The 18,321-nt window shown below is 62.2% G+C and carries 14 protein-coding genes; 8 read left to right on the top strand and 6 right to left on the bottom strand.

Features of this window, described 5'->3' with window-relative positions; genetic code table 11:
* Window positions 1-44: 44 nt before the first annotated feature.
* Genes ycaC through AC1IN8_RS00895 form a run of 3 tightly spaced genes read right to left on the bottom strand, consistent with a single transcriptional unit; the run spans window position 45 to window position 2,272 of the window.
* On the bottom strand, window positions 45-671 hold the full coding sequence (gene ycaC, locus AC1IN8_RS00905; protein ID WP_202045688.1) for an isochorismate family cysteine hydrolase YcaC: 627 nt from the start codon (window positions 669-671) through the stop codon (window positions 45-47).
* Between the two features lie 28 nt (window positions 672-699).
* A complete protein-coding gene (locus AC1IN8_RS00900; protein WP_202045689.1) occupies window positions 700-1,377 on the bottom strand; it encodes a hydrolase in 678 nt (225 codons plus the stop codon).
* 28 nt (window positions 1,378-1,405) lie between these two features.
* Complete coding sequence (locus tag AC1IN8_RS00895; RefSeq protein ID WP_342058737.1) at window positions 1,406-2,272, bottom strand: pirin family protein; 867 nt, start codon at window positions 2,270-2,272, stop codon at window positions 1,406-1,408.
* 97 nt (window positions 2,273-2,369) lie between these two features.
* Here AC1IN8_RS00895 and AC1IN8_RS00890 point away from each other — a divergent pair, with 97 nt between their 5' ends.
* Complete coding sequence (locus tag AC1IN8_RS00890; RefSeq protein WP_479757729.1) at window positions 2,370-3,260, top strand: LysR family transcriptional regulator; 891 nt, start codon at window positions 2,370-2,372, stop codon at window positions 3,258-3,260.
* A gap of 85 nt (window positions 3,261-3,345) precedes the next feature.
* On the opposite strand, the gene AC1IN8_RS00885 is transcribed toward AC1IN8_RS00890, so the two are convergent.
* Window positions 3,346-4,668 carry a YjiH family protein gene (locus AC1IN8_RS00885; protein WP_479757728.1) on the bottom strand — a complete coding sequence of 441 codons (1,323 nt, stop codon included), beginning with the start codon at window positions 4,666-4,668 and terminating at the stop codon, window positions 3,346-3,348.
* A 453-nt stretch (window positions 4,669-5,121) separates the two neighbouring features.
* Here AC1IN8_RS00885 and AC1IN8_RS00880 point away from each other — a divergent pair, with 453 nt between their 5' ends.
* The 7 genes from AC1IN8_RS00880 (at window position 5,122) to AC1IN8_RS00850 (ending at window position 16,541) form a co-directional block, all read left to right on the top strand.
* Window positions 5,122-6,192: a helix-turn-helix transcriptional regulator gene (locus AC1IN8_RS00880; RefSeq protein ID WP_139434553.1), complete on the top strand. Its 1,071-nt coding sequence runs from the start codon at window positions 5,122-5,124 to the stop codon at window positions 6,190-6,192.
* A gap of 82 nt (window positions 6,193-6,274) precedes the next feature.
* Window positions 6,275-6,697 (top strand): CBS domain-containing protein, encoded by a 423-nt coding sequence (locus AC1IN8_RS00875; RefSeq protein WP_106886806.1) that lies wholly within the window; start codon window positions 6,275-6,277, stop codon window positions 6,695-6,697.
* 176 nt (window positions 6,698-6,873) lie between these two features.
* Entirely contained in the window at window positions 6,874-10,788 is a 3,915-nt protein-coding gene (gene hrpA, locus AC1IN8_RS00870; protein ID WP_479757727.1) for an ATP-dependent RNA helicase HrpA, read from the top strand.
* Window positions 10,789-10,857: 69 nt separating this feature from the next.
* On the top strand, window positions 10,858-11,700 hold the full coding sequence (locus AC1IN8_RS00865) for a hypothetical protein (RefSeq protein ID WP_479757726.1): 843 nt from the start codon (window positions 10,858-10,860) through the stop codon (window positions 11,698-11,700).
* A gap of 163 nt (window positions 11,701-11,863) precedes the next feature.
* Window positions 11,864-12,151: a 50S ribosomal protein L25 gene (gene rplY / locus AC1IN8_RS00860; RefSeq protein WP_041205748.1), complete on the top strand. Its 288-nt coding sequence runs from the start codon at window positions 11,864-11,866 to the stop codon at window positions 12,149-12,151.
* Between the two features lie 206 nt (window positions 12,152-12,357).
* Window positions 12,358-15,528 carry a hybrid sensor histidine kinase/response regulator gene (locus AC1IN8_RS00855; protein ID WP_479757725.1) on the top strand — a complete coding sequence of 1,057 codons (3,171 nt, stop codon included), beginning with the start codon at window positions 12,358-12,360 and terminating at the stop codon, window positions 15,526-15,528.
* On the top strand, window positions 15,525-16,541 hold the full coding sequence (locus AC1IN8_RS00850) for a response regulator (RefSeq protein WP_479757724.1): 1,017 nt from the start codon (window positions 15,525-15,527) through the stop codon (window positions 16,539-16,541). The genes AC1IN8_RS00855 and AC1IN8_RS00850 overlap by 4 nt, the downstream gene beginning before the upstream one ends.
* On the opposite strand, the gene AC1IN8_RS00845 is transcribed toward AC1IN8_RS00850, so the two are convergent.
* The gene (locus tag AC1IN8_RS00845; RefSeq protein ID WP_479757723.1) at window positions 16,517-17,161 is read right to left on the bottom strand and encodes an MBL fold metallo-hydrolase; all 645 of its coding nucleotides are present in this window, start codon (window positions 17,159-17,161) and stop codon (window positions 16,517-16,519) included. The genes AC1IN8_RS00850 and AC1IN8_RS00845 overlap by 25 nt on opposite strands.
* Window positions 17,155-18,285 (bottom strand): tRNA 2-selenouridine(34) synthase MnmH, encoded by a 1,131-nt coding sequence (mnmH, locus tag AC1IN8_RS00840; RefSeq protein ID WP_479757722.1) that lies wholly within the window; start codon window positions 18,283-18,285, stop codon window positions 17,155-17,157. The genes AC1IN8_RS00845 and mnmH overlap by 7 nt, the downstream gene beginning before the upstream one ends.
* Window positions 18,286-18,321: the final 36 nt, after the last annotated feature.

Here is an 18,321-nt window from a genome sequence, read left to right as displayed (position 1 = left end):
CAGCTGCGTTTTGTTTTTTCCGTCTCCCGGTTTCCCGGGGAGTATTACTTGCTGCTCTGGACTGTGGTGTAGCTGTTGATCAGATTGCGATAGTCGGGGATGTGGTTGGCGAACAGGGTGCCCAGGCCCTCCACGTCATTGCGCCAGTCGCGGTGCAGTTCACAGGCGGCCCCAAACCAGGTCATCAGCTGCGCCCCGGCGGATGACATCCGATCCCAGGCCGAGTGGCGGGTTACCTCATTGAAGGTCCCCGAGGCATCTGTGATGACAAACACCTCGTACCCTTCCTCGAGGGCGGAGAGGGCCGGGAAGGCCACGCACACCTCGGTGACGATGCCGGCGATGATCAGCTGCTTCTTGCCGGTGGCCTTGACCGCCTTGACGAACTCCTCGTTATCCCAGGCGTTGATCTGCCCGGGGCGGGCAATATAGGGGGCATCCGGGAAGCTCTCCTTGAGCTCCGTCATCAGTGGGCCGTTGGGCCCGTTTTCGAAACTGGTGGTCAGTATGGTCGGCAGCTCGAAATACTTGGCCAGCGCGGCCAGCGCCAGGACGTTGTTGCGAAACTTGTCCGGTTCGATGTCCCGTACCAGGGAAGAGAGGCCGGCCTGGTGATCCACCAGCAGCACGGCAGCCTTGCTCTTGTCGAGTTTGACGTAGGGCTTGTTCATGACTTTTCTCCAGATTGATGGCTAAGCGTTAACGTTGGGAATCCAGCACTTCGTTGTGTTGCACCACGGCTTGTGCCTTGCCGTAGCTCTCGATCAGCAATTGATAAGCGGGGAAGATCTTCGTATAGATGGCGGCCCACTCCATCGCATCTGCCCGGTTCCAGCTGCCTTGCAGCTCGGAAGCCACCGCCGCAGTGTCCATGGGGACCACGCCCGCCTGAACCACTCGAGCCAGGGTGATCTCCTGGGCCATCTTGGAGTAGGTGCCCGAGGCATCGACGACCGCAAACACCTGATAGCCCGCGTTGACGGCGCTGATGGCAGGGAAGGCCATGCAGACGCTGGTGATGGTGCCAGCGATGATCAGCTGCTGCTTGCCGGTGGCCTTCACCGCCGCGACGAAATCGGGATTGTCCCAGGCGTTGATCTCGCCCTTGCGCGCCACATACTGTGCGTGCGGCGCATTTTCGTGGATCTCCGGTATCAGCGGGCCATTCGGCCCTTGCGGGACAGATGCCGTGGTGATCACCGGAATATTGGCCAGTGTCGCCATCCTGGCGAGGGCGGCCGCGCGCTGGCGCAGTTCCGGCATCGGCATGTCCCCCACTGTCTGGAACAAGCCGCTCTGATGGTCGATAAGCAGCATGGCAACGTCATCTGGGTTGAGGACGGGTCTGGCGCCGCCGAAATTGGCTGGATTGCTCATGATAGTCTCCATTTGTTGGGGCTGAGGTTCAGCGTCCGATCTGGCCAAAACGGCCACTGTTGTAGTCATTGATGGCCTGCACAATCTCTTCCTGGGTGTTCATCACGAAGGGACCGTGGCCGACGATGGGTTCATCGAGGGGGGCGCCATTGAGCAGCAGCAGCGTGGTCTCCTCCTCGACCTCGATCACCAGTTTGCTGCCACGGCGCTCCATGACGGCCAGCTCGGCGGTGCGGACCGCGTGGCGGTTGCCGAGGCGAATGGCGCCTTTGAGCACAAAGAGGGCCGTGGTGTGCCCTGGTGGCAGTTCCAGCGTCACCTGATGATGGGCCTTCAGGCGCATGTCCCAGACGTTCATCGGGGTGAAGGTGCGGGCGGGGCCGCGGGTATCGCCGAGCTGCCCGGCAATGATGCGAGCCTCTCCTGCGCCCTCTGGCAGTGCCACGCGAGGGATCTCGTTGGCGGTGATGCCCTGGTAGCCAGGAGCCGCCATCTTCTCTTTGGCGGGCAAGTTCACCCACAGCTGCACCATTTCGAAGGCGCCGCCCGTTTGGGCAAAGGCCGGGCTGTGGTACTCCTCGTGGATAAGGCCGGATGCGGCCGTCATCCATTGCACGTCACCCGGGCCTATGGTGCCGCCGCCCCCCGAGGAGTCCCTGTGGGAGACGCCCCCTTCATAGACGATGGTCACCGTCTCGAACCCGCGATGAGGGTGCTGGCCGACGCCAAGCTGATGGGAGGTGGCCGGGAAATTGGCCGGGCCTGCGTAGTCCATCAGCAGGAAGGGGGACATTTCCTCCGCGATATCCTGGTAGGAGAAGATGCTTCTCACGGGGAAGCCATCTCCGACCCAGTGCCTCTCGTTGCTGCGCTTGATAAATGCCAGTTCTTTCATCTCAATGCCTCCGTTGAATCAATGGACACAGTGTAGAAAGTCGCCATTTACCGGACTAGATGGTTAAATAAGAAAACACTTTCTAATGAGTTGGAAAATGGACTTCAATCAGGTCGTCGTATTCGTCAAGGTGGTGCAAGCCGGCAGCTTCAGCGCGGCGTCGCGTCTGCTGGGGTTGCCGACCTCCACCGTCAGTCATCGGGTGGCCATGCTGGAGAAGCGTCTGGGCGTCACCCTATTGCAGCGAACCACCCGTCGGTTGCACCTGACCGATGCCGGGCAGATCTATTTCGACCACGCCTCGGCCGGCTTGGTGCATGTGCTTGATGCCGAGGCGGCGGTGACCGAAGCGCGGGAGGAGCCCTGCGGGCTGCTGCGGATCACGGCTCCCGTGGACATCGGCAACCAGATCCTGTCGTCCATCCTGGGTCAGATGCGCAGCAAGTGGCCAAAGGTCGACGTGGAGCTGGTGTTGATGAACAGCTACGTGGATCTGGTCGCGGAGGGCGTCGATGTGGCCATTCGTACCGGCCCTCTCAAGGACTCGACGCTGATCGCCAAGCAGGTGGGCATTGCGTGCTGGGCCCTGTTTGCGAGCCCCGATTACCTCGCCAGCGCCGGGATGCCAGATGCACCGCAGGCGCTGCGGCATCATGCCTGCCTGCAGTTCACGCCACTGGGCAAGGAGGCCTGGGTACTCCACGACGGGGTCGCCAACAGTGTGACCGTCTCTCTGGCCCGGCAGACACTGATCAACGATGTCGGCCTGATCATGACTATGGTGCAGGCCGGCGGTGGGGTGGCACTGTTACCCTCCTACCTGTGTCGCCAGGCCTGCGAGGAGGGGAGGCTGGTGCCTGTCCTGCCCGAATGGCATGGCAAGGCGGATCCCATCCATCTCGTCTATCCCAGGCAGCGCTTCATGCCCCCCAGATTGCGCGCCTTCGTGGATCTTGCCACGCTGACCCTGCGACAATGGCTCGAATGACAGGTCGCCGATGTGGTGACGGCTGCCAGCCCGCACAAAGAAACAAAGCGCCTGATGGCGCTTTGTTTCTTGATATGACGTCAACCTAGCTGAGCCAGCCTGCCGCCATGGCCAGTCGGCCGCACAGGACCGCCAGCAGGATGCCAAGCAGGGTGCGCAGCAGCCAAATCACCACCAGCTGCCCCAGGCTCACCGGGATCTTGGTGGCCAGGATGCAGGGGATGGAGGCGGAGAAGAAGAGCACTGAACTCACCGAGACCACGGCGGTCACATAGCGCACCAGCAGATCCGCATCCTTGAGCAGAATGGCGGGCAGGAACATCTCAGCGAGCCCCGCCGAGAGAGCTCTTGCTGTCTCCAGCGGCTCCCCCAGATCCAGCAGCCAGGTGAGGGGCCACAGCAGCCAGCCCAGCAGATCGAACAGCGGCGTGTGTTGGGCCAGCAGCAGCCCCAGCAGGCCGACGGACAAGATGGTGGGCACCACGGCGGCGGCCATGTAGAGGCCATCTTTGAGGTTGTCCTGCAACTGCCGCAGCACGGGATCCGCCTGGCTGGACTGGGTGAGCCCGGAGGCGAGCGCCGCTTGCCAGCGGCTCATGCCTGCCGGCAGCGGCTCGTCGGTTTCGCCCTGGTGCGCCATGGTGCTGATGGGGGGGACCCGGGCCAGGATGGCGGTGATGACGAAGGTGATCACCAGGGTGGACCAGAAGTAGAAGTTCCAGTGCCCCATCAGGTTGAGGGTCTTGGCCACAATGATCATGAAGGCGGCGGAGACGGTGGAGAAGCCGGTGGCGATGATGACGGCTTCCCGTACCGTGTACTTGCCCGCGAGGAAGACCCGGTTGGTGATGAGCAGGCCCACCGAGTAGCTGCCGACGAAGGAGGCGACCGCATCGATGGCGGAGTGGCCCGGCGTGCGCCAGAGAGGGCGCATCACCGGCTGCATCAGCACGCCGATGAGCTCCAGCAGGCCGAAGCCGAGCAGGAAGGTGAGGGCCATGGCGCCTATGGGCACGATGAGCCCCACCGACATGGCCAGCTTGTCAAAGAGGAAGGGCAGGCGATCCGGCGTCATCAGCCAGGCGGGGCCCCAGCCTGCCACATACATGATGGCCAGCCCCAGCCCGAGCAGCTTGAACAGGCTCAGCACCCTGTCGATGGGGCGGGCGCGCCAGCGACCATCCAGCAGCGGGCTGATGGCGCCATAGGCGATCAGCAGCAGGATGAGCCCCAGGGCGAGCGGGCGTTGCGCCATCAGGAAGCCCGCCAGGTGATCCACCAGTATGGTGCTGCGCCCCGCGAGCTCGAAGGGCACGAAAAAGATGGCGATGCCGAGCACACTGGTCAGCAGCAGTTTGATACCAGCCCCTGAGCGGGCAGGGGCGGCAAGTGCGTGTTCAGGTTCCATTTCCTCTCCTTGTGATCCACATGGTTCAACTCCCTTGATGACTACAATTGTATATACAATATCGGTGAGAGCCCAAAATGGAAACAATAAATACACCAAAAAGCAACATTTGATGAGGATGGAATCCGTATGAGGCTTTTCTATGGGAGAGGGCGATGGCGGCACCCTGGGCAGCTCTCTGGCCGTGACAGAGCGGCCGCGTAGGGAGAGTCATGGCAAGAGAGGCGAGGTGGCAGGAAGGGCAGAGCGGGTAAATAAAGCTTTTCCATAACGACCAAAAAAGCGGAAAACCTGAGCCCGGATTTAAACATTTTCACGGCCCTCATCGAGGGAGGCTTTCTTATAACTATTTATGAAATGGTCATAAAGCCTTTGTTCATTTGACTACTTTTCGAGTATCCCATTGCGGAGTAAGATGCCACTTCAATAAAAATAAGAATTAGGAGTTCGGGTGTGAAGGCATTAGAGAAAGAAAGGATATCGCCCTATATCAGCCAGTTATACGAGTGCGGTATTAATGATTCTGACATTAAGTTGGTGGTGGACCAATTTCGCGCCGACCTGTCCGGCAGTTCATCCCTGTTTTTATTGCGGGATGATGACAAGAGCGACGGAATAAAGCTCTTCTCCAGCGGTCTGACCGAGGCCCAGCAGCAATTTTATGTGCAACACCATCGCCAGGATGTGTGGTTCAATCATTATCTGGACAAGGGCTGCCAGGGGATCGTCAGTGCCAATACCATCTCCAGCTCGGTGGGGCTGCTGGCCAGCTTCGGTGCCCAGTTTGCGGCGGGCGGCGTCTGCCGGGTGAAGGGGCGGGGTCTCAGTACCCTGTGCAGTTACCGCGGCGCCACCCAGGATGACTTCAGCAGCCGGGATCTTACCTCGTTGACAGAGATCTATTCTGGTCTGGCCGCCTGGAGCCAGCATTATTGGAACCTGCTGGCCCTGGAAACCCAGAACTATCAGCTGCAGCAACTGGTGAAAAACCATAATAAACCCAGCGCCATCATAGATGACAAGGGGCATATTCATTATTCCAATGTGGCGTTCAACCGCATCGCCGATGAAAACGTCGAGCTGCGGGCGGTCAATGGTATTTTCTCTTTGCAAAATAAGGAGCAGCAACGCCAGCTCAAGGAGACCTTGAATGGTTTTGCCTATTTGCTGCCGGGCGCCAGCGCCTATATGTCCATTCCCCGCCAGTCCAACCTCAGGCCCCTGCTGATCCAGTGCACCCTGATGAGCGGCCTCAGCCGCTTCGAGCGTTACGTGGAAGTGGTATTGCGCGATCCCGAGCACTCCTTCAACCCGGACATAGAGGCGCTGGCCAGCCTCTATCCCCTCACCATTGGCGAGAAGGAGCTGCTGGTGCTGATGAGCAAGGGCTACAGCAGCAACGACATCGCCGAACTGCGCGGCGTCAAGGTGGAAACCGTGCGTTCCACCCTCAAGGGGGTGTTCAAGAAGACCGATTGCCACAGCCAGAACGAGCTGCTGCTGTTGCTGCAATCCATCTCCTGATAGGCACCAGCTATGCTTGGAGTGAGCCGGACATAGTGCCCGGCTCGTGCCTCCCGTCGGGAGGCCTGTCGGGGGAAGCGTCATGGAATCACTCAAGGCAAGGGATTATATGCAGACCAAGCCCATCACGTTCAGCGCGGACATGATGGTGCAAAATGCGGTCACCAAGTTTCTCAACAGTCATCAGCTCGGCGGCCCCGTGGTGGACAGCCTGGGGCACCTGATTGGCTGGGTGTCCGAGCAGGATTGCATTGCCGTCATGTTGAAAGAGGCCTATCACTGCGAACAGGTGGCCCAGGTCAAGGATGTGATGCGCAAGGAGGTGCTGGCCGTGGGGCCGGACACCAGCATCCTGGATCTGGCGGAGATGATGATGGGCCAGAAGCCGAAGATCTATCCCGTGGTGGAGGAGGGTCGCCTGCTCGGGGTGATCAGCCGCCACAACGTGATGCAGGCCATTCACGCCCAGCTTGGTACCTGCTTCGTGCATCAGGCCAGGGTCTGATCCGGTTTCGCCGGATCATCGGGAGCAGGCCGGGTGCCTGCTCTTTTTATTGCCCGCCGCGGCTTTGAACCTGGCAGGTGCCGCTTTAAGGCTTGCACCGCCCCCGCTCGCTCTTTAGGATCGCTCCCAGCTAATCGATATGGCCCCTCTGGGCACTTATTTAAGGAATTCCTACCTTGTCTCTCTCTATCGAGGCGCTGCGCCGCCGTCTCTCTGCCTGCATGAACCTCGACGCCCGCCGCCTCTCCAGCCGTCTGCACGGGGTCAAGAAGCTGCCGGAAGGCAAACAAGCCGCCGTGCTGGAGACCATAGCCGCGGATCTGGATGTTGCCGAGGGGCGTTACCAGTCCCGTCTGGCGGGCGTGCCCAGGGTCACCTATCCGGACAACCTGCCGGTCAGCCAGAAGCAGGCGGAGATCGCCAAGGCCATCAGTGAACATCAGGTGGTGATCATCGCGGGCGAAACCGGCTCGGGCAAGACCACCCAGATCCCCAAGATTTGCCTCTCGCTCGGGCGCGGGGTCAAGGGTTATATAGGCCACACCCAGCCGCGGCGTCTCGCGGCCCGCACGGTCGCCGCCCGTATTGCGGAAGAGATGGAGTCCGAACTTGGCCACTACGTGGGCTACAAGGTGCGCTTTACCGATCAGGTGAGCGAGCAGACCCACATCAAGCTGATGACAGACGGTATCCTGCTGGCGGAGATCCAGCACGACCGCATGCTCACCCAGTACGACACCATCATCATCGACGAGGCCCACGAACGCAGCCTCAACATCGACTTCATCCTGGGCTACTTGAAGCAGTTGCTGCCAAAGCGCCCGGATCTCAAGGTGATCATCACCTCGGCCACTATCGATCCCCAGCGCTTCTCTCGTCATTTCAACCAGGCGCCCATCATCGAAGTCTCAGGGCGCACCTACCCGGTGGAGGTGCGCTATCGCCCGCTGTTTGCTGATAAAAAAAGCGGCGACAAGAGCGAGGGGTTGGAGGAGCGCGACGAGCTGCAGGGGATCTTCGATGCGGTGGAGGAGCTGGCCCAGGAGGGGCTGGGGGACATCCTCATCTTCATGAACGGCGAGCGGGAAATTCGCGATACCGCTGATGCCCTGCGCAAGCTCAATCTGCGGGACACCGAGGTGTTGCCGCTCTACGCCCGCCTCTCCAACGCCGAGCAGAACAAGGTGTTCCAGCAACACGCCGGGCGGCGTATCGTGCTGGCCACCAACGTGGCGGAGACCTCGCTGACGGTGCCGGGCATTCGCTACGTCATCGATCCGGGTACTGCCCGCATCAGCCGCTACTCCTGGCGCACCAAGGTGCAGCGCCTGCCTATCGAGCCGGTCTCCCAGGCCAGCGCCAACCAGCGTAAGGGTCGTTGCGGCCGGGTAGCGGACGGTATCTGTATCCGCCTCTACTCCGAGGAGGATTTCAACAGCCGTCCAGCCTTCACCGACCCCGAGATCCTTCGCACCAACCTGGCCTCCGTCATCCTGCAGATGCTGGCGCTCGGCCTTGGCAACATGGAGGCCTTCCCCTTCGTCGAGCCGCCGGAGTCGCGTCATATCAAGGATGGTCTGACCCTCTTGAAAGAGCTGGAGGCAGTCAAGGAGCTGCCCGGCACCCGGGAGCAGGAACCCAGGTTGCAGCTGACCGAGACCGGTCGTCAGCTGTCGCGCATTCCGCTCGATCCGCGGCTCGCCAAGATGGTGATCACGGCGGCGCAAACCGGCTGTCTGAGCGAGGTGATGGTGATCACCTCGGGCCTCAGCATCCAGGATCCCCGCGAGCGGCCCATGGAGAAGAAGCAGGCCGCCGACGAGCAGCACAGGCGCTTCGAGGACAAGGATTCCGACTTCCTCGCCTTCGTCAATCTGTGGAACTACCTGAAAGAGCAGCAGGATCTGCTGGGCAGCAACCCGTTCCGCCGCATGTGCCAGAAGGAGTTTCTCTCCTACCTGCGGGTACGCGAGTGGCAGGACATTCACTTCCAGTTGCGCCAGACGGTGAAAGAGCTTGGTTTTAAAGCCAACCATGAACCGGCGGATTTCAAGACGGTGCACTGCACCCTGCTGACCGGCCTTTTGAGCCATATCGGCAACAAGGATCTGGAGAAGCCCGAGTTCCTCGGCGCCCGCAACGGGCGCTTCCACCTGTTCCCGGCCTCGGGTCTGTTCAAGAAGCCGCCCAAGTGGGTGATGGCCGCAGAATTGGTGGAGACCTCCCGACTCTACGCCCGCATCAACGCCAAGATTGAACCCGAGTGGGTGGAGCCGCTGGCGGCGCACCTCATCAAGCTGCACCACAGCGATCCCCACTGGTCGAAGAAAAACGGCGCCGTCATGGCCAAGGAGAAGGTGACCCTCTACGGCCTGACCCTGGTTGCCGAGCGCACCATCAACTTCAGCCGCATCGATCCGGCCCAGTGCCGCGAGCTCTTCATTCGCCGCGCTCTGGTGGAGGGGGATTTCGAGACCCGCCATCGCTTCTTTGGCGAGAACCGCAAGCTCCTGGCCGAGGTGGAGGCGCTGGAGCACAAGTCGCGCCGTCGCGACATCCTGGTGGATGATGAGGACTTGTTCCGCTTCTACGACGCCCGCCTGCCGGAAGAGGTGATCTCCGCTCGCCACTTTGACAAGTGGTGGAAGGAGGCGCAAAAGCAGGATCCCGAGCGGCTCAACTTCGAGAAAGAGATGCTGATGAAGGGGGATGCCGCCCACATCAGCGATCTCGACTACCCCAACTTCTGGCAACAGGGGCGCCTCAAGCTCAAGCTGACCTACCAGTTCGAGCCGGGGGAGGCGGCGGACGGTGTGACGCTGCATATTCCGCTGCCGCTCTTGAATCAGGTAGAGGTGAAGGGGTTCGAGTGGCTGATCCCGGGGCTGCGTCATGAGTTGCTGGTCGCCCTCATCAAGTCGATGCCAAAGCCGATGCGCAAGAACTTCGTGCCGGCGCCGAACTACGCCGATGCGCTGCTCGCCACCCTCAATCCCGAGCAGGGGCCGCTGCTGGACGAGATGGAGCGTCAACTTCGCCGCATGACAGGTGTCACAGTGCCCCGGGAAGCCTGGGACTGGGCATCGGTGCCCGATCACCTGAAACTCACCTTCCGGGTGGTGGACGACAAGCACAAGCCCATCGCCGAGGGCAAGGATCTGGAGGCGCTGAAAGAGTCGCTGCGCGGCAAGGTGCAGGAGACCCTCTCTCAGGTGGCGGATGATGATATCGAACAGTCGGGTCTGACCCTCTGGAGCTTTGGCGAGTTGCCGAAGGAGTACAGCCAGAAGCGCAGCGGCTTCGAGGTGAAGGCCTACCCGACTCTGGTGGATCAGAAAGATTCGGTCGCCATCCAGCTGGTGGAGAGCCCGGTGGCCCAGCAGCAGCTGATGTGGGCGGGTCAGCGCCGGCTGGTGCTGCTCAACGTGCCGTCCCCCATCAAGTATCTGCAGGAGAAGTTGCCGAACAAGGCCAAGCTCGGACTCTATTTCAACCCGTTTGGCAAGGTGGCGGAGTTGATTGACGACTGCATCGCCTGTGGTTGTGACAAGCTCATCGAGCAGCACGGCGGGCTGGCCTGGGATGAGGCCGGTTTCGAGGCGCTCAAGGAGTACGTCCGCGCCGAGCTCAACGATGCGGTGGTGGAGGTGGCCAAGCAAGTGGAAGCCATACTGACCCTCTCCCATGAGATCAAGAAGCGGCTCAAGGGCAAGATGCAGCTCGACACCGCCTTTGCCATGTCCGACATCCAGCAGCAGCTCGGCAACCTTATCCACAAGGGGTTCGTGACCGAGACTGGCTGGCAGCGGCTGCCTGACTTGCTGCGCTACCTGCGCGCCATCGAGCGGCGTCTGGAGAAGCTGGCCATCGATCCCAACCGGGACAGGGTCCATATGCTCAAGGTGCAGAGTGTCGAGAGCGACTACAAGGCGCTGCTCGCCAAGATCCCGAAATCCCAGCCGATCCCCCCCGAGGTGGCCAATATCCGCTGGATGATAGAGGAGCTGCGAGTCTCCTTCTTCGCCCAGCAACTGGGGACACCGTACCCCATCTCGGATAAACGGGTGCAGAGCGCCATAGCCCAGTGCTAAGCTGCTATCTATCTGTTTTATTAGATAGAATGAAAACAGACCGGGTTTGAAGGGAAGGGAGGCCGTCATATGCTGGGGATCTGGTTGGGGGTTGCGCTGGTCAACATCAGCGGCTATCAGCCCATTGCGGAGCAAACCTGGGTGCAGCTCAACCCGGAGTACTACCCGGTGCACAGGGCCGTGCCTCCCATCTTCGTGGCCTGGCGGGGCAACCAGTTCCCGCCGCTCGAACAAAAGAAGAAGAACGGCCACTGGCAGATCCTGTTTCCCGCCCGTCTGGTGCCCCCCTTCGATCTGTTCGAAGGGGAGGCCCAGCTCTCCAAGGCCTATCTGGCCAGGCTCAAGCGCATCGATGAGATGGCCTATGGCATGGCTCCCCATTCGGCCGTGCAGCCCGTCGCCAGTGGCTCTCTCGCCCCTGAGGATCAGGGAGGGGCGGCCTTTATCGCCGAGTTCTCCTTGCCGGGTTCGAATGCGGGGAGGGGGCGGATGCCCCAGAGCGAGCCGCTGCTGGCCAACCTGATGGGGCGGGCTGCGCCCATCCCCCTGGGGGCTTCCGCTCAGAGCGGTGCCGTGCAGCTCGCCACCCTCGGCCAGGGAGCCGAGGGAACCACGTTGACCCTGTCCGCGACCGCGGCGGGAGGGGCATCGCGAGTCTGTCACCAGGTGGCGGCGGGGGAGACGCTCTGGCGCATCGCCAGCCAGCTTCAGGCACAGGTGGGCAGCGGGACTGATACCTACAGCTATCTGCTGGCGCTGGTGGAGGAGAATCGCCCCGGGATGGGCAAGGGAATCAGGGTACAGACGGGCCAGCGCCTCTACTGCCCCAAGGCCGAGACCCTGGCCCAGTTTGACGCCATGAGCCCGGCCCAGCGCCAGCAGCAGTTTGCTCGTCTGGAGCAGGGGCGCTGAGGCGCGTTCGGATAAGATCCGATGCCGCTGTGGGGAGGCGCGAATGGCGAGTCGTGCGTCCCTTGTATCCACCCCGGGCCCATGCTAGTATTCGCGCTCGTTTTGCGAGGTGCTGACCGGTCGCAGTCAACACCATATATTCATCTTAAAAGAGATAACCACTATGTCTTTCGTATTCCAAGCTGAAGTCCGTTCTGACCTGGGGAAAGGTGCGAGCCGCCGCCTGCGTCATGCTGACCAAGTTCCTGCCATCGTTTACGGTGCAGGCAAAGAAGCTGTGTCCGTTACCCTGGACCACAAAAAGCTGATCCTGGCCCAAGAGAAGCCGGAGTTCTACTCCTCCGAGCTGACCCTGGTCATCAACGGTGAAGAAGTCAAAGTGAACGTGAAGGCTATCCAGCGTCACCCGGTTCGCTACAAGCTGGTTCACCTGGATTTCGTTCGCGTCTAATCGACAACGAACTTTCCTGTAAAGAGGCCACCCAATCGGGTGGCCTCTTTGTTTTTACAGCATTTTTACCCACAAAAATAAAATACTCAAACAGCACTATTGGTCTTTACTTGAAGGCATGATTGACAGCAGGACACCCGTTGTGGTGCTCTGATGTCCACAAGGTACTCGGGCAAGTCCACTTTTTTGGGGTGATGTTGACCGTTATGAAGGGAATCGTACGGGCATATTTCCTGCTGTTTTCACCTATCCTGCTGTTGGTCCTGGCGGGGGGCTATCTGCTGGGCAATGCACTGATCGAGCGCGAGCTCTACCGTGTTCGCAGCGATGAGAGCACCTTCCTGGCGCTCGCCAGTGGCCGCCTTGACGACGAGCTGGCGGTGCCGCTGCGCCATGTGCGCAGCATCTCGGAAGAACCCATCCTGCTCGAGGCGGCGGGCCGCAATGACAGTGACACCATGGCCGTCCAGTTCACCATCCTGATGCACCGCAATCCCGACTATGCCCAGGTGCGTTGGCTGGCCCCGGATGGCATGGAGCGGGTACGCATCGATCGTCAGGGCCAGCGCCTGCAGCGTGTGGCGGACGACCAGCTGCAGAACAAGGGGGAGCGTTACTATTTTCGTGACGCTATGGCGCTGCCCTGGGAGCGAGTCTACGTCTCCCCGCTCGATCTCAACGTTGAACACGGGGTGATAGATCGCCCCTTCAACCCCATGATCCGCATTGCCAAGCGCCTGCGCCTGGGGGGACGAGATCTTGGCTTGCTGCTTATCAACGTGCAGGCCGCCCGCATGCTCAAGGAGTTTGCCAACAGCAGCGGCAAGGCGGCGGATCACACCATGCTGTTCAACCAGGACGGTTATTGGCTGCGCAGCCCGGACCCGTCCCAGGAGTGGGGCTTCATGCTCGAGCGCCCGGATCTCACCCTGAAGCACGCTTCCCCCAAGGCCTGGCAGGCGTTCTGGGACACATCGAGCGGCCAGATGGAGTCTGCCGACGGACTGTGGAGCTGGTCCACCCTGTACCCGGCGCAGAATCACGATCAGCTGATCTGGAAAGCCGCTTCCCTGGTGCCGCGCAGCGAGCTGCTGGCCATTCGCACTCACATCTGGGGGATCATCTCGGCCACCTGCGCCATGCTGCTGCTGCTGTTCGGTGCCGGGGTGGCCGCCCTGGTGCGCAGCCAGCATCGGGAGCAGCTGGCGCAGCAGGAGGCGGCCAGGCTGGCGCAGGTCAAAGGGGATTTCATCGCCAACATGAGCCACGAGATCCGTACCCCCATGAACGCCATCATGGGGCTGACCTACCTACTCGAGCAGGGGAGGCTCGACGATGGCCAGCATGCCCTGGTGCGCAAGATCCACCAGGCCGGGCAGGCGCTGCTCGGGATCATCAACGACATCCTCGATTTTTCCAAGATTGAGTCGGGCCGGCTCGAGCTTGAGCGGGTGCCATTCAGCCTGGAAGAGGTGCTCGATCACGTGGCGGCCATCATGTCCACCTGCGTTGGCGACAAGCACCTCGAACTGGTGGTGAGCAGTGCCCCCGAGCAGGTTTCCCATCTGATTGGGGACGCCCTGCGCCTCGAGCAGGTGCTGCTCAACCTGACCGGCAATGCCATCAAGTTTACCGAGCGCGGGGAGGTGGAGGTCAAGGTCGAGCTGGAAGCCGAGCAAGACGGCATGGCCACCTTGCTGTTTCGGGTGCGCGACACCGGGATCGGTATTCCGCCCGAGCAGCAGGCGAACATCTTCAATGCCTTCTCCCAGGCAGACTCCTCCACCAGCCGCCGTTTCGGGGGCACCGGGCTTGGCCTGACCATCAGTCGCCGTCTGGTGAACCTGATGGGGGGGGAGATCGGCGTCACCAGCGAACTGGGCAAGGGGAGCGAGTTCTGGTTCCGCGTCCGGCTGGAGCAGGTGGAGCGGCCCGAGGCCTTGAACGAGCGTCTGCAGCACATCTCGCTGCTCATCGCCGACGACAATCAGGTGACCCGCGACGCCCTGTCGATGACGGTGGGCTCTCTCGGTTGGCAGTCACGGGTGGTGGAGTCCGGTGAGCAGGCGCTGCACCACCTGTTGCACCAGGGTGAGCGCTTCGACGTGATCCTGCTCGACTGGATCATGCCGGGCATGGACGGGCTCGAGACCTGCCTGGCCATTCGCCGTGCCTTCGAACGGCAGGAGCGTTCACCCATCATCATCATGGCGACCGCCTATTCCCAGGATGAGCTGATGCACAGCCCCGGCTCGGAGCAGGTGGATCTGGTGCTGCACAAGCCGGTCACCGGCTCCAGCCTCTACAACGCGGTGGCACGCCTCATCCACGAGAAGCGCGAGCACGTGGAGCCGCTGGAGAGCGGTCAGCGCCGTCTGCGCCTGCCGGGTGTACAGGTACTGCTGGTCGATGACAGCGACATCAACCTGGAGGTGGCGACCCGCCTGCTGCAACGGGAGGGGGCCGAGGTGATCACCGCCATCGACGGGGAGCGGGCCCTGGCTTGTCTCGCCGATCCGGCGCGGCGCATCGATCTGGTGCTCATGGACGTGCAGATGCCGGTGATGGATGGCTACGAGGCGACCCGTCGCCTGCGCCAGCTGCCGGGGCGGGAGGAGACTCCCGTGCTGGCTCTCACCGCCGGAGTGTTCAAGGATCAGCGCGAGGCGGCGCTGGCCAGTGGCATGAACGATTTCATCGCCAAGCCGCTCGATGTGGAGCAGCTCATCGCGACCCTGTTGCGCTATCTCCCGGACATCGTGCTGCCGCTCGCCGTGAGCGACGAGCCACTCGCCCGGGAGCCGGTGGCCGGAATTGATATCGATACCGGACTTCGCAACTGGGGCGAAGCCTCGGTCTATCTCAAGTACCTGCGCCGTTTTCGCGATGACTACATGACGGTCGGCACCGTGTTGCCGGACTACATCGCCCAGCACGAGACCGATGCGGCCGCGAGCCTGACACACAAGATAAAGGGGGTGGCGGGCAGCCTGTCGCTCACCGATGTGGCGCGCATCAGCGCCGAGTTGAACGAGGCCATCGAGCAGGGGGGCGACACCAGTCAGCTCATGGCTCCCTTCCTCGAGGCGCTGGAGCGGGCACAACTCTCCATCGACACCTATGCCGGGCGCGAGCCGGGCGCCGTCAGCTCCCCGTTGGCCCAGGGGGAGGCGCGGGAGGTGTGCTTGCACGCCCTGCATCAGGCCCTGGTGAGCGAGGATCTGGATCTGATTGAGCCGGCGCTGAGCCAGGCCAGGAGTTACCTGCCTGGCGAGCTGGTGAGCGAGATAAGTGCGGCCCTGGAGCTGTTCGATATCCCGTTCGCCACCCGCAAGCTGGAGGATTATCTGGAGGATCGGGAGGAGCCTGCACCATGAATCGACCGAGAGTGCTGATCATCGACGACGAGCCGAGCAACCTCGGGCTGCTGCGGCAAATCCTCAAGGAGGAGTACAACCTCTTCTTTGCCAAGGGGGGTGAGGAGGGACTGGCTGCCGTGGGGCGCCACGAGCCAGCCCTGATCCTGCTTGACGTGCGCATGCCCGACATGGATGGCTACGAGGTGTGCCGTCGGCTCAAGGCCGATCCGGCCCACGCCGGCATCCCGGTGCTGTTCATCACGGCGAGCGACAACGCAGACAGCGAGAGCCAGGGGTTCGAGGCGGGCGGGGTGGATTACATCTACAAGCCGGTCTGCCCGAGCACGGTACGCGCCCGGGTGCGCAACCACCTCTCCCTGGTGCGTCTCGATCAGCTCGAGCGCAGCTATCGCACCGCCATCGTGATGTTGAGCGAGGCGGGTCACTACAACGACACCGACACCGGGGTACATATCTGGCGCATGGCCGCCTATGCCCGAGCCCTGGCCGACGCGCTTGGCTGGAGCCCGGAGCAGTCGGATCTGCTGGAGCTGGCGGCCCCCATGCACGACATGGGCAAGATTGGTATTCCCGATCACATCCTCAAGAAGCCCGGTCCCCTCAGCGAGGAGGAGTGGGTCATCATGCGCAGTCACCCGCGCATCGGTTACGAGATCCTGAAGCGCTCCGACGCGCCCATCTTTCGTATGGCGGCGGACATTGCCCTGCATCACCACGAGAAATGGGACGGCTCGGGGTACCCCGCTGGCGAGAGCGGCGAGGAGATCCCCGAGGCATCGCGGATCGTGGCCATTGCCGATGTGTTTGACGCCCTGAGCGTGCGTCGCCCTTACAAGGAGCCCTGGCCACTGGACAGGGTGCTGGCCACCATGCGCGATGGCGCCGGCCAGCACTTCGATCCCCGGCTGCTCGCCTGTTTTCTCGAGATCATGCCGGAGATCTTGCGCCTCAAGAGCCAGTGGGACACCCGCGAGGAGCGGGGGGATTACCAGATAGGCTGTGTCAGGTAGGGATTGCTGACCCGCTCGCGGCCCAGGGTGGAGCTGGGGCCGTGACCGGGCACGAAGACGATGTCATCCCCAAGGGGCAGCAGGGTCTCGGTGATCGACCTAATCAGGGTTGCGTGATCGCCACGGGGAAAGTCGGTGCGGCCTATGCTGCCGGCAAAGAGCACGTCTCCCACCCAGGCGAGTCGCTCGGCCTGGCTGAGCAGCACTATGTGCCCAGGTGTGTGGCCCGGGCAGAAATAGACCTCCAGCTCGCACCGCCCCACCTGCACCTTGTCGCCTTGCTCAAGCCAGCCATCCGGTGTAAAGGCCGGAGCATGGGCAAAGCCGAACATCTGGCTCTGCTGGGGCAGCATGTCGAGCCAGAAGGCATCCTCCCTGTGGGGCCCCGTGATGGCCACGCCGGTTTTCTCGCGAAGCTCGGCGGCCGCCCCCACGTGATCCAGATGCCCGTGGGTCAGCAGTATATGGGTCAGGGTCAGCCCCCGCCTGGCGATGGCCGCCAGCAGCTTCTGTGCCTCGCCACCGGGGTCAATCAGCGCCGCCTGATGGGTCTCGTCACACCAGATGAGGGAACAGTTCTGGGCGAAAGGGGTGACCGGGATCACCTCGAACTTCAACATGTGGGACTCTCCTGATGGGTCTGACGGGCGTGCTGCTCGGCGAAGTAGGCGAGGCAGGCCTGCTTGTCACCGCGAAACTGGATCCGCTCGCGCTTGTTGTTCAGCTGATAAAGGTACATGGGGTCATAGTATCGGGTCAGCAGCAGGCGGATCCAGGCGAGGTGCAGCGCCGTATCTCCCGTGCTGGCCTGCTCCTTGAGGGCGGCCTGCATCAAGCCATCCAGCTCCCGGTGATCCTTGTCCCCGAGGCGGCGTTTGAGCCGGGCAAGGGCATCGGTCAGGTAGCCGGCAAACAGCGGCCAGCCCGCCTCGCCGCCGTGCATCTCCAGATAGCGTTGCCAGAGATCCTGCACGTAATCCACCCGGATCTGCTCGGCGCGCTCCTCCTGGGGCACCTCTACCACCACCAGCGGGGCCTGGCACATGGCCTCATAGAGGTTGAGAGGCAGGGCGCAGCGACCGATGAGGCGGCTCTCGTCTTCCACCACGAAGGCATGTTCGCCCCTGTGCCGGCGCTTGAGCAGCTCTATGGCCAGCCGGTTCTCGAAGTTGATGTTGCTGGGCTGGCCCCCCGGCAACTGACCAAAGGAGGATCCCCTGTGGTGGGCGTGTCCTTCCAGATCCACCGACTGGGCAATGTCGGCCAGCATGTGGGTCTTGCCTGAGCCTGTCATGCCTGTCAGCACGTGCCAGTGGCACTGGGCGCTGGCGCTCTCCTGGGTATCGATGAGAAAGCGGCGCAGCTCCTTGTAGCCGCCGGCCACCCGCGGGCGGGTGACCCCGGCCTCATGCAGCCACTGCTGCACCGTCTGGGAGCGCAGGCCGCCGCGAAAACAGTAGAGCAGGGCATCGGGCTGCTGGCGCAACTGCGCCAGCCAGCCTTCGATACGGGCGGCGCGCACGGCGCCCCCCACCAGCTTGTGGCCGAGTTCGATGGCCGCCGCCTGACCCTGCTGCTTGTAACAGGTGCCCACCTGGGCGCGTTCGTCATCCGTCATCAGCGGCAGACTGACGGCGTTGGGGAAGGCCCCTTCCTGGAATTCGACGGGGGCGCGCAGATCGATGAGGTGCACATCATCCAGGAAGATGCGCGCCAGGTTCGTTTCGAGCGGCAGCTCACTCATCGCGCAGCCCCCTGAGAGATCAGAACCGTCCGGGCA

It is taken from the genome of Aeromonas sp. 130281 (genome assembly GCF_056642115.1).
Note: the sequence above shows the minus strand (reverse complement) of the source record. Positions and strands in the feature narration are given on the sequence as shown.

Coding starts and splice junctions, on each gene's coding strand:
- ycaC (WP_202045688.1), bottom strand. CDS start 671: ATGAACAAGCCCTACGTCAAACTCGACAAGAGCAAGGCTGCCGTGCTG.
- AC1IN8_RS00900 (WP_202045689.1), bottom strand. CDS start 1,377: ATGAGCAATCCAGCCAATTTCGGCGGCGCCAGACCCGTCCTCAACCCA.
- AC1IN8_RS00895 (WP_342058737.1), bottom strand. CDS start 2,272: ATGAAAGAACTGGCATTTATCAAGCGCAGCAACGAGAGGCACTGGGTC.
- AC1IN8_RS00890 (WP_479757729.1), top strand. CDS start 2,370: ATGGACTTCAATCAGGTCGTCGTATTCGTCAAGGTGGTGCAAGCCGGC.
- AC1IN8_RS00885 (WP_479757728.1), bottom strand. CDS start 4,668: ATGGAACCTGAACACGCACTTGCCGCCCCTGCCCGCTCAGGGGCTGGT.
- AC1IN8_RS00875 (WP_106886806.1), top strand. CDS start 6,275: ATGGAATCACTCAAGGCAAGGGATTATATGCAGACCAAGCCCATCACG.
- AC1IN8_RS00865 (WP_479757726.1), top strand. CDS start 10,858: ATGCTGGGGATCTGGTTGGGGGTTGCGCTGGTCAACATCAGCGGCTAT.
- rplY (WP_041205748.1), top strand. CDS start 11,864: ATGTCTTTCGTATTCCAAGCTGAAGTCCGTTCTGACCTGGGGAAAGGT.
- AC1IN8_RS00855 (WP_479757725.1), top strand. CDS start 12,358: ATGAAGGGAATCGTACGGGCATATTTCCTGCTGTTTTCACCTATCCTG.
- AC1IN8_RS00850 (WP_479757724.1), top strand. CDS start 15,525: ATGAATCGACCGAGAGTGCTGATCATCGACGACGAGCCGAGCAACCTC.
- AC1IN8_RS00845 (WP_479757723.1), bottom strand. CDS start 17,161: ATGTTGAAGTTCGAGGTGATCCCGGTCACCCCTTTCGCCCAGAACTGT.
- mnmH (WP_479757722.1), bottom strand. CDS start 18,285: ATGAGTGAGCTGCCGCTCGAAACGAACCTGGCGCGCATCTTCCTGGAT.